1 protein-coding gene is annotated in these 340 nt (G+C 70.9%); it reads left to right on the top strand.

Annotated features, from left to right (window positions below; translation table 11 throughout):
- On the top strand, positions 1–340 hold a 340-nt coding region (locus DL891_RS16750; protein WP_198668976.1), incomplete at both ends, for a hypothetical protein.

The raw sequence follows: 340 nt of genomic DNA, 5'->3' as shown, positions 1-340 counted from the left end.
ACAGCCACCAGCTCACCCGCCTGCGCTACGGCGATCTGGTGAGTCGCCTGCTGCCGGGCCATTGGGCGCTGACGGTCCACCTGGCCGTGCCTGCCGCCGACGGCTCGCGTCAATGGTTGTCGACTGGCCCGGTCTCGGCGCTGGAGCCCACTCCCATCTCGCTGTTGCTGCTGGTGCTGGTGATCATGCCCGGCGTTCTCGCCGCGATCATCTACCTGATCGTGCGCGACGGCGAGGCGCGCCTAGCCCGGCTCGAGCTGGCCGCGGGGCGTATCGCCAGTGGCCGCCTCGATACGCGGGTCAAGGTCGACGGTGGCGGCTTCCTCGGCCGCGGGGGGAT

The sequence above is a fragment of the Homoserinimonas sp. OAct 916 genome (assembly GCF_003260275.1).
Classification (GTDB): domain Bacteria; phylum Actinomycetota; class Actinomycetes; order Actinomycetales; family Microbacteriaceae; genus OACT-916.
This window is presented reverse-complemented; position numbering and strand designations above follow the sequence as displayed.